This window comes from Aliterella sp. E5.1 (genome assembly GCF_057473825.1).
The window spans coordinates 62,902-72,183 of sequence record NZ_JBYCCV010000015.1; the positions used below are offsets into that span (position 1 = coordinate 62,902).

Consider the following 9,282-nt stretch of genomic DNA (forward strand, 5'->3'; position numbering starts at 1 on the left):
ATGCTATCGATCGCTTGTAAGAATTGCACGGCTATAAATGTACTGCTACCTATGAAAATCATCCAAAAATTATTTTATTTATGTTTAATCTCTCTTTTTATCCTCGGTTTGCAAAGCTGTAACCCCCAAAACTCCAATCAATACTCCGTCAAGCGTGTTAGTGATGGCGATACAATAACTTTGACCGATTCAGGGGGTTCAGATGTCAAAGTCCGTTTCGCTTGCGTCGATGCGCCAGAAATTGCCCATACTAAAGCTGAAAAACTTAGTAAAAAAGCTGTAGATAAAGATCAGTTTAAATGGGGAAACCAAGCCCAGATGCGAGTTGAGCAGTTAATTAAGCAAAAAGGAAACCGCGTTACTTTGACTATTACCGATACTGATAGATATGGGCGCAAAGTTAGTGAAGTTCGTTTAGGCGATCGCACTTTTGTTCAAGAAGTTCTAGTTCGTGAAGGTTTAGCCCTTGTTTATCGCCCTTATTTGAAAAATTGCCCCAGCGCCGTAGCCATCGAACAAGCCGAAACTGAAGCTAAAAGCCAGCATCGCGGCGTTTGGAGCGATGCTAAGTTTGTTGAACCTTGGGCGTATCGCCGCCACAAAAACTAACTCAAACTTGAAAGCGGATTTTTGGATACCTTTGCTTTGCGAGTAACTGGATTAAACCACTGTTCCAAACGGCTAAAAACTTGAGATGAAAAGATAGTTAGCACCAGATAGATAAAAGCAACCGCCGCATAGATTTCAAACGAGCGATAATTAGTCGCAACAATTAGTTGTCCATTGCGAAATAACTCCTCAAAGCCAATCACGGCAACAAGGCTAGTATCTTTGAGCATACTAATAAACTCATTACCCAAGGGCGGTAGCATCCGCCGTAAAGCTTGAGGAAAAATAATATAACGCATAGTCTGGTTAGAACTCATCCCCAAAGACTCCGCCGCTTCCGATTGTCCTGATTCAATTGATTGAATACCAGCGCGGACAATTTCGGCAATGTAAGCCGTACTATTTAGACTTAAAGCAATTACCGCCGCCGTCCAACGATTGAGATTGAAGCCAAAACCAAGTTCAGTAGCGATCGCAGGTAAGCCAAAATAAATCATAAAAATCTGTACTAGCAAAGGCGTACCCCGAAAAAAATCTATATAAGCTCTAGCTGCCCACCGAATAGGTGAAATCTTAGAAAGGCGGATAATTCCGAGTAGAGAGCCGCCTATCAAGCCTAAAATTACCGATATAGCGGTAAGTTGCAGCGTCACCAATGCACCGCGCAATAGCAACGGTAACGCAGTTGCGATCGTACTAAAAGCACCAAATAAACCAGAACCCGTTGTAGTTTGAGTTTGAAAGGGCAATCTTTCTGGTACTGCTGGAGGTTCGACCCCAAACCACTTTAGATAAATTTGAGCGTAAATACCGTTACTAAACAGCTTTGTCAAACCGTGATCGATTAGAGCCAAATTAGGCGATTTTTTAGGAGTAGGAAAGCCAAAATACTCTTGAGTAAGTAGTTGCCCGATCACTTTAACGCCTCCGACATTTCCCGAATTGAGCGCGTACAAAATTACTGGCTCATCGTGCAGTAAAGCGTCAACATTACCGTTGAGCAACTCTCTAATTGCTGTCGGCGCATCGTCAAAGCTGCGAACTTCAGCCCCAGGAATAGTCGCCGCCTTTTGCGCGCCCGTCGTGCCAATTTGCACCGAGATCCGCTTATTATTCAAGCTTTCAAAGCCCGTAATACTTTGGTCATTAGTGCGAGCAACGATCGCAAGTCCCGATCTAAAATAAGGACGAGAGAAGGAAACCGTCTTAGCTCGTTCTTCGGTAATAGTCATCGCCGCCACCGCCGCATCGATAGTACGCGCCTGCAAAGCCGGGATCATCCCCGCAAAAGGCAAATTTTGATAAGTTATCTTAAAACCCGATTCACGGGCAATCGCATTCATCAAATCCACATCAAAACCTTGCAATTCTCCCTTGTCGGTTTGAAACTCAAATGGTGGATAAGTTCCTTCCACTGCAATAGTTAGAGTTTTGTCCGTCGCTAAAGAATTAGAATTGGTACAACCAGCAACCAAAATCAAACAAACTAGCCCTACAAACACTTGCAGCCACCAGTAGCTAGTTTTCTGCTTGTCTTTATACATATTTAGTAAACAAATTTATCCCACAATATAATCAACAGTAGTCCAAACGATAAATAAATATGGACAAAGCGATCGCATTTGAGAATATTGAGAAAAACTTTGGCTCTCTAAAAGTCCTCCAAGGAATCACGGGTGCAATTAATCAAGGAGAAGTAGTAGCTGTAATTGGCTCCTCTGGGTGTGGTAAAAGTACGCTATTGCGCTGTTTTAACCGCCTAGAAGCCATCGATCGCGGAAAACTGGTAGTTAACGGCATCGATATATCTCATCCCACCCTAAACTACCGAACGCTGCGACAATTGCGAAGTCTTGTCGGGATGGTATTTCAGCAATTTAACTTATTTCCTCATCTCAGTGTCTTAGAAAACCTTACTCTCGCACCGCGTCAAGTATTGGGCAAAACTCAGAAAGAAAGCGCCCAAATTGCCGGAGTTTATCTCGACAAAGTAGGTTTATTTGACAAAGCATCTGCCTATCCAGAGCAATTATCTGGAGGACAAAAACAACGAGTTGCGATCGCGCGGAGTTTGTGCATGAATCCGCAAATTATGCTGTTTGACGAACCCACAAGCGCCTTAGATCCAGAACTTGTCGGGGAAGTATTGCAAGTAATGCAGCAATTAGCCGCCGATGGAATGACGATGGTAGTTGTTACTCATGAAATGCAATTTGCTCGTGAAGTCGCAAGCAAAGTAATCTTTCTAGACAAGGGCAAAATAGAAGAACAGGGAATAGCCCGCGAAGTTATTACCAATCCCCAAAGTACTCGCTTACAGACATTTCTTAGTCGCTTGAATACGCCAATAACGAGTAATTTCTAGCTTTCTACCTGCAATTGTTGAGAAAATGTGATCGTTGCATCGTATTGATCGGGCATATTTAAGCAGCGAACAAGTAAATCTATATTTAATTCTGGTAAAAATTTACTTTTATCTACCTGTTCGTATTTATTGGCGTATAGGTGATAAATAAATACTCGCTGCTTTTGGTAAAACCAAACTTCCGGTACACCCCAACGCCTGTATTTTTCTAACTTATTTACGCCACCGCTAGTAATAACTATTTCAATAGCGATATCTGGAATTGGCTTAATAAAATCTAAGTTGTATGACTCGTCAGGTTCTCCCCTCGCGCCTACTTCACGACTCCCTAAAGTATACCCGCCTGTTCTATAAAACCGCCTACCTACATGACGTAAGTAAGTTTCCAGTAACAAACCTACAGTACCTTTTGATTCTTCATGCGCTGGTGAAGGGGACATTATATCTAGGGTTCCATCCAAATAAGTTAAACGTATTTTTGATTCTTCAAGCAAAGATGCGATCGCTTCAAACTTCTCCCACGAGATATCGTAAAGAGTAATAACTGCGTCTCGATCGCTTGTTTCTAATTGTTCAAGCATGGTGCTACAACTCCTGTTCGATAAAATCAACTCCAAATACTTCCGCGAAAGCCACCGCTACAGGGTCGCGTACTTCCTCTAACTTAATACCTGGAATCCATTGCGCCATAGTCCCTACAGCTTTATCTGAAATTCCACAGGGGACAATTTGCTCAAACCCAGTCAAATCGGGACATACATTTAAAGCAAAGCCGTGCATAGTCACCCAGCGACTAACTTTAATTCCGATTGCACCCACCTTAACTCCTTCTACCCAAACGCCTGTTAAACCATCAATGCGATCACCTTTTAACCCATAAACCGCCAAAATCCTTATCAGCACTTCTTCTAGTTGTCGCAAGTACCAGTGCAAATCTTGGCGATAATATTTCAAATTCAATATTGGGTAGCCTACCAATTGACCTGGACAATGATAAGTAACTTCACCACCCCGCTCTACCTGGTACACTTCAAAGTCACTTTTGTCAATATCAAAGTTTAGAAAATCTAGGTTCGCTCCTTGTCCTAGGGTATAGACTGGCGGATGTTCTAGCAAAATTAGGGCATCATTCAACTCAGGATTATTGATACGCTCTTGCAATAGTTTTTTTTGCCAATCCCAAGCTATAGAGTAACTTGTTAGCTTCTGGTTATATAAGTAACAGCAACGGCGGTGAGTTTCGTTTAAGGTTTTTTTACTCGGAATCATTACAAAAATCAAGGGTAATTTTTACTAAACTTGAGCTTAAAACCCGGCGCTAAAATAAAGAATTATCAACTCATGCAAAAAATCTTGAAGATAGAAGAAAATAACTGTTTTCCACAATACAAAGTGGTAGGGTAAATGTATGACTTCAAATCGGCAGGGAGGAAGTTTCTTCTAACCTAATCATGCACTTCAAAATTGAAATGTTTTAGGCAAAATATCAATATCTATACCGTTGGTAAAAGGTCTAAAGAGTTCAATCGTAACCGCAAACTATCTACTTTAACTGCTAACCAATTAAGTTAGCTACAAGAAAATCCGATGCGATCTTCAAATAACGTGAGCCGATAGATTTTAGCAGTCGAGAAGGTAACTTATATAAAGTGCGTGGTAGCAAGAGAAAGATATTTAAGTTGTAATTGGCTGCTAAAAAAGCACAGATAGGCATTGCCCCACTGACCCAAGGAATAGTTATTTACAATAATAGCTATTACCATAGCTTTGCCTTTGAAAAAAACAATTTGCACAGGCAACCTAGCGGAGAATTAAATATGAAGCTTGTCATCCATGGCAAAAATATTGAACTAACAGATGCAATTCGCGAGTATGTACATCAAAAGATTGAAAAAGCAGTAAATCATTTTCAAGCTTTGACCACAGAAGTAGATGTTCATTTGTCTGTAGCACGCAATCCACGCATCAGCAGCAAGCAATCAGCAGAAGTAACAATATATGCCAACGGTAGTGTAATTCGTGCCGAAGAAAGCAGCGAGAGCTTGTATGCAAGTATAGATTTAGTCGCAGATAAAATAGCTCGTCAATTGCGGAAATATAAGGAAAAAAGGCAAGCTACTAAAGCGCTGGTAGAACCAGTAGTAGAGGCAGATAGTGAGGAACAGATACCATTAGTATCCGACTTAATTGGCGATCGCACTCCTCAGTTACCCGCCGAAGTTGTCCGCACAAAATATTTTGCCATGCCGCCAATGACAACAACAGAGGCATTAGAGCAATTGCAGCTAGTAGACCATGATTTTTATATGTTCTGCAACGCGGAAACTGGAGAAATCAACGTAATTTACGAGCGCAATCATGGCGGCTATGGCGTAATTCAACCGCGCAACAACGGACAGGCTAATAATGGGAATGGTAAATCGGCACAAAATAAAAGTAGCGAAAAACCCCATTTAATGAAATAAGGCTATTGGGGCGTATATTTAGATACGCCCCAAATCACTAAACTGCTTGCAGAGTTTTCAATGATTCTTCAATGTGACCTTTGAAATTGAATTGCGAATTGAAAATGTTTTTGACAATTCCTTGTTCGTCGATGACGTAGGTTACACGCCCTGGAAGTACAAAAGCCGTTGATGGGACACCGTAAAGTTTGCGGACTTGGTTATCTTTGTCGCTAAGTAGCGTAAAAGGCAAATTGTACTTAGTGGCAAACTGTCGGTGTGATTCTGGGGAATCGGCGCTGATACCTATAACTTCCGCCCCAGCAGTTTTAAATACTTCGTATTGATATCGAAATTCACAAGACTCTTTCGTACATCCCGGCGTATCGTCTTTAGGGTAAAAGTAAAGTACCACAGACTTTTGATTGCGAAAATCATTTAGGCTAACAGATGCACCAGATTGAGAAAGTAAAGTAAAATCTGGGGCTGTATCTCCAACTTTAACGGGCATAGCAATTAGTTATCGTGTTAATTTTCGTGTATTTTAAAGCGATCGCGTTCTTGAACAGAAACCAAAAGCAGCAATACTTATTTGTATTGCTGCCTTTAATTATGCAGCCTCGCGCTGTAACTCTCCAGTTTTCACCCCGATTTGCTGGGCTTGATTTCCACGCTGAATTTTGAGTTGCAAAGTCTGCCCAATGCGACTATTTTCAACAATATTTTGCAATTGTTCCCCAGTAGTCACAGGCTGCTTGTCAATTTGCAAAATTACATCGCCGCGCCGTAAACCCGCTGATGCAGCAGGTGAATTGGGTACTACGCGCACTACTAAAACGCCCTCAACTTCCGGTACATTGATGGGAGAATTGGGATCGGTATTGTTGGCTTTGGCAAGCTCTGGAGTCAAATTCTCCATCTGTACGCCCAAATAAGGGTGAGCAATTCTCTCGCCGCGCATCAACCTGTCTTTGATTTCTTTAGCTTTATTAATAGGAATTGCAAAACCAATTCCCATCGCATCGGCGCGAATTGCGGTATTGATTCCAATTACTTCACCTTGGTCGTTTAGCAACGGACCACCAGAATTACCGGGGTTGATAGCTGCATCAGTTTGGATAAATTCTAAACGCTTATCGGGAATACCGACTTGAGCGCTGGAGCGTTTTAAGGTCGAGACAATGCCCAAAGTAACCGTACTATCAAATCCTAAAGGATTTCCCACGGCGATCGCCCAGTCGCCTACTTGCACCTCTCCCGAATCTCCTAGGGGTGCTACAGGTAAGTCGCCCTTAGTAGAATTGACTTTGATTACTGCTAAATCGGTAACTTCATCAGCACCTTGTACTGTGCCTTCTAAGGTACGTCCGTCCTGTAGTCTTATTGTTACCTTATCAGCCTGATTAACTACGTGAGCATTAGTCAAAATCTCGCCGCTACGGTCAATAATGAACCCCGATCCTATCCCTCTTACCCGTTCTTCGGGCATTCGTTGGGGGAAACTTTCACAAAAAAAGCGCCGGAAAACGGGATCGTCGAACATCGGCTCGTTGATTCGCCGAGTTACGGTACGCTCAGTATCAACCCGGACAACCGCCGCACCTACTCGATTGACGGCGGCGGCGACAAAACTATTAGAGCCTACCTTGGCTTTGGGAGGCTGTTGGGCGACAATTTGGGGGGAATTTACATCTGTGGGGATCGATAGAGCTTGGGATGGTAACACACGCAAGCTACTAACAGCGAACAATACTCCAAACGCGATCGCTAGTCCATGAGTCATTAATTGACGGAAGGAGCGCAATTTATTCTTTAATCGCATAGTACCAATGATTCAATAGCTCAGATTAAACAGCAACTTCTCTTAGTGTATTTTATGGCAATGCTAGAGTGAGGCTTAATTTCCATAAGTCTACCCTGAGTGTGAATAAACAATTTTAAGCTCGAAGATTTGCTATTGCTTGTGACGTTAGTTTATTGTTTTTGTTTCGTCAATTAAGTTGGTTGTTTTTGCAGTAAAATTTCTTTAATAAATCATGAAATTAGACTAATGAAAATTGCAATTTCTAATATAGCTTGGCAATTGGCAGAAGAAAAAGAGATTGCTCAAATCATGCAAAAATTTGAAATAAAAGGAGTTGAAGTTGCTACTACTAAGCTTTGGCATTCACCTTCGGTAGCATCAGATATCGAAGTTGCTGAATATAAGCATTTTTGGCAAAGTCGAGATATTGAAATTGTTGCAATGCAAGCTTTGTTATTTGGTAGACCAGATTTGACAATTTTTGATAACGCTCAAACGCGCCGTGAAACTTTTAAATATTTGGTAGATACTATCGAACTAGGTAGCAAACTAGGTGCTAAAATTCTGGTATTTGGTTCTCCTAAAAATAGAAAAATTGGTAGCTTGACTTGGCAACAAATTGAGGGAATAGCTGTAGAATTTTTTCGTAAGATAGGCGAAGCCGCCGCTAAATGGGGAATAAAGTTTTGTATTGAGCCTAATCCTAAAGCTTATAGATGTGATGTTATTACCAACTCCGAGCAAGGCTTAGAGTTAGTAAACAAAGTTGATAGTAATGGATTTGGATTGTATTTAGATAGTGCTAGTATGACTTTAAGCAATGAGCCTATTCAATCAGCTTTAAAGCAATCTTTTAGCAAGCTGTGCCACTTTCACATTAGCGAACCTTTACTAGCACTAATTGGGGAAAATGATGTAGATCATTTAATTTTTTCTGAGACTTTGGCTAGTCTTAACTATCAAGGTTGGACATCGGTTGAAATGGAAGCACAACACCCAATTTTAAATAGCTTAAATGTTTATAAAGCTTTAGAGATTGCGACTAAATACTATGGTTACAAGTAAGCATTGCGATCGCATTATCCTAGTTTTTTGCATTGCAACTTGCTTACTTTAATTATTGGCTACTTTCGTGAAGTTGGTGCTTTTGGAGTAGAAAGTGATTTTTATGAAGTTTATGCAGTGCAAGCTGAGAATATTTTAGCAGGGCGCTCTTACACTTATCAACACAACCCCCAGGTTATTGCTTGCTTTTAGCAGCAGTGACAATTATCACAGGTAATACTTTTATAGCTGGTAAAGTTATTAGTGCATTTGCTACTGGATTTTTGGGCTGGATATCTTACCTTTTAACTTAAAACTTTATTTGGTTATCGAATTACTTTTGTATCAACGATTCTTTTATTACTTACCTTAATTCCTAGTTCCTTTTTAGCTGCAAAAATATCCTATCCAAGCTCAAAAGCCAGCTAGGGACTCTTGCAGAGCCTCTAGAATGGCTAACTACCGATGGTTGTACCCAAGCTGCGGATTGGAGAGAACCAAACATTAGTAGCGATACTTTGGCATTTTTACAATATACCTCCGGCTCTACGGGAGTGCCTAAAGGTGTAATGATTACCCATGGCTGCGTAATGCACAACTAAAAAGCCCTCCAACTAGCATTTGGTCATACAGAAAAATCTATTGGTGTTGTTTGGTTGCCTTTGTTTCACGCCATGGGACTAATAGGTAACGTACTCCAATCGATGTATGTGGGTATGCCTTGCATTTTCCTTTCTCCCATTGCTTTTGTGCAAAAACCTGTACGTTGGTTGCAAGCGATGGTTAGAGGGCAAAATTGCGATCGCAAATCCTAATTCTTTAACTCAATGCACGGATAATCAAGTAGGAGAAATTGGTAGTGCGTCAAATAAACGTGGGATTGGTAGAGTAGAGGGGATCTCTCATCTGCAACTCGTCCATGCAATGCCCTTTGTGTGATCATTCTAAAGCCCATAAACACGGCAAGATGCCCAACGGACATCAACGCTATCTCTGTCCTGTTTGCCAACAGACGT

Annotated in this window: 13 protein-coding genes; 8 read left to right on the forward strand and 5 right to left on the reverse strand. The window is 41.3% G+C overall.

Annotation, left to right across the window (positions count from 1 at the left end):
• Positions 1-51 precede the first annotated feature (51 nt).
• Entirely contained in the window at positions 52-609 is a 558-nt protein-coding gene (locus AC2VE5_RS08190) for a thermonuclease family protein (protein WP_486887274.1), read from the forward strand.
• Here the strand turns inward: AC2VE5_RS08190 and AC2VE5_RS08195 are convergent.
• Positions 606-2,153, reverse strand: a complete 1,548-nt coding sequence (locus tag AC2VE5_RS08195) for an ABC transporter permease subunit (protein ID WP_486887275.1) — start codon at positions 2,151-2,153, stop codon at positions 606-608. The genes AC2VE5_RS08190 and AC2VE5_RS08195 overlap by 4 nt on opposite strands.
• Positions 2,154-2,212: 59 nt before the next feature.
• Here AC2VE5_RS08195 and AC2VE5_RS08200 point away from each other — a divergent pair, with 59 nt between their 5' ends.
• Positions 2,213-2,974, forward strand: a complete 762-nt coding sequence (locus tag AC2VE5_RS08200) for an amino acid ABC transporter ATP-binding protein (RefSeq protein WP_486887276.1) — start codon at positions 2,213-2,215, stop codon at positions 2,972-2,974.
• On the opposite strand, the gene AC2VE5_RS08205 is transcribed toward AC2VE5_RS08200, so the two are convergent.
• Both AC2VE5_RS08205 and lipB read right to left on the reverse strand, forming a co-directional pair.
• Entirely contained in the window at positions 2,971-3,555 is a 585-nt protein-coding gene (locus tag AC2VE5_RS08205) for a Uma2 family endonuclease (RefSeq protein ID WP_486887277.1), read from the reverse strand. The two genes, AC2VE5_RS08200 and AC2VE5_RS08205, sit on opposite strands and share 4 nt — an antisense overlap.
• Positions 3,556-3,559: 4 nt before the next feature.
• Positions 3,560-4,243 (reverse strand): lipoyl(octanoyl) transferase LipB, encoded by a 684-nt coding sequence (lipB, locus tag AC2VE5_RS08210; RefSeq protein WP_486887278.1) that lies wholly within the window; start codon positions 4,241-4,243, stop codon positions 3,560-3,562.
• 548 nt (positions 4,244-4,791) lie between these two features.
• On the opposite strand from lipB, the gene hpf reads away from it, so the two are divergent.
• Positions 4,792-5,439, forward strand: a complete 648-nt coding sequence (gene hpf, locus AC2VE5_RS08215; protein WP_486887279.1) for a ribosome hibernation-promoting factor, HPF/YfiA family — start codon at positions 4,792-4,794, stop codon at positions 5,437-5,439.
• A gap of 37 nt (positions 5,440-5,476) precedes the next feature.
• On the opposite strand, the gene AC2VE5_RS08220 is transcribed toward hpf, so the two are convergent.
• Together AC2VE5_RS08220 and AC2VE5_RS08225 are read right to left on the reverse strand one after the other, a co-directional pair.
• Complete coding sequence (locus AC2VE5_RS08220) at positions 5,477-5,929, reverse strand: peroxiredoxin (RefSeq protein ID WP_486887280.1); 453 nt, start codon at positions 5,927-5,929, stop codon at positions 5,477-5,479.
• A gap of 99 nt (positions 5,930-6,028) precedes the next feature.
• Positions 6,029-7,240: an HhoA/HhoB/HtrA family serine endopeptidase gene (locus AC2VE5_RS08225; RefSeq protein ID WP_486887281.1), complete on the reverse strand. Its 1,212-nt coding sequence runs from the start codon at positions 7,238-7,240 to the stop codon at positions 6,029-6,031.
• Between the two features lie 228 nt (positions 7,241-7,468).
• Here AC2VE5_RS08225 and AC2VE5_RS08230 point away from each other — a divergent pair, with 228 nt between their 5' ends.
• From AC2VE5_RS08230 to AC2VE5_RS08250, 5 genes are all read left to right on the forward strand, one after another.
• Entirely contained in the window at positions 7,469-8,287 is an 819-nt protein-coding gene (locus AC2VE5_RS08230) for a sugar phosphate isomerase/epimerase family protein (protein ID WP_486887282.1), read from the forward strand.
• A gap of 39 nt (positions 8,288-8,326) precedes the next feature.
• The gene (locus AC2VE5_RS08235; RefSeq protein ID WP_486887283.1) at positions 8,327-8,479 is read left to right on the forward strand and encodes a hypothetical protein; all 153 of its coding nucleotides are present in this window, start codon (positions 8,327-8,329) and stop codon (positions 8,477-8,479) included.
• Positions 8,480-8,667: 188 nt separating this feature from the next.
• Positions 8,668-8,868 carry an AMP-binding protein gene (locus AC2VE5_RS08240; RefSeq protein ID WP_486887287.1) on the forward strand — a complete coding sequence of 67 codons (201 nt, stop codon included), beginning with the start codon at positions 8,668-8,670 and terminating at the stop codon, positions 8,866-8,868.
• 72 nt (positions 8,869-8,940) lie between these two features.
• Entirely contained in the window at positions 8,941-9,081 is a 141-nt protein-coding gene (locus tag AC2VE5_RS08245; protein ID WP_486887284.1) for a hypothetical protein, read from the forward strand.
• A 104-nt stretch (positions 9,082-9,185) separates the two neighbouring features.
• Positions 9,186-9,282, forward strand: a 97-nt coding sequence (locus AC2VE5_RS08250; protein WP_486886923.1) for an IS1/IS1595 family N-terminal zinc-binding domain-containing protein, incomplete at its 3' end; no start/stop codon positions are given.

Coding starts and splice junctions, on each gene's coding strand:
- AC2VE5_RS08190 (WP_486887274.1), top strand. CDS start 52: ATGAAAATCATCCAAAAATTATTTTATTTATGTTTAATCTCTCTTTTT.
- AC2VE5_RS08195 (WP_486887275.1), bottom strand. CDS start 2,153: ATGTATAAAGACAAGCAGAAAACTAGCTACTGGTGGCTGCAAGTGTTT.
- AC2VE5_RS08200 (WP_486887276.1), top strand. CDS start 2,213: ATGGACAAAGCGATCGCATTTGAGAATATTGAGAAAAACTTTGGCTCT.
- AC2VE5_RS08205 (WP_486887277.1), bottom strand. CDS start 3,555: ATGCTTGAACAATTAGAAACAAGCGATCGAGACGCAGTTATTACTCTT.
- lipB (WP_486887278.1), bottom strand. CDS start 4,243: ATGATTCCGAGTAAAAAAACCTTAAACGAAACTCACCGCCGTTGCTGT.
- hpf (WP_486887279.1), top strand. CDS start 4,792: ATGAAGCTTGTCATCCATGGCAAAAATATTGAACTAACAGATGCAATT.
- AC2VE5_RS08220 (WP_486887280.1), bottom strand. CDS start 5,929: ATGCCCGTTAAAGTTGGAGATACAGCCCCAGATTTTACTTTACTTTCT.
- AC2VE5_RS08225 (WP_486887281.1), bottom strand. CDS start 7,240: ATGCGATTAAAGAATAAATTGCGCTCCTTCCGTCAATTAATGACTCAT.
- AC2VE5_RS08230 (WP_486887282.1), top strand. CDS start 7,469: ATGAAAATTGCAATTTCTAATATAGCTTGGCAATTGGCAGAAGAAAAA.
- AC2VE5_RS08245 (WP_486887284.1), top strand. CDS start 8,941: ATGGGACTAATAGGTAACGTACTCCAATCGATGTATGTGGGTATGCCT.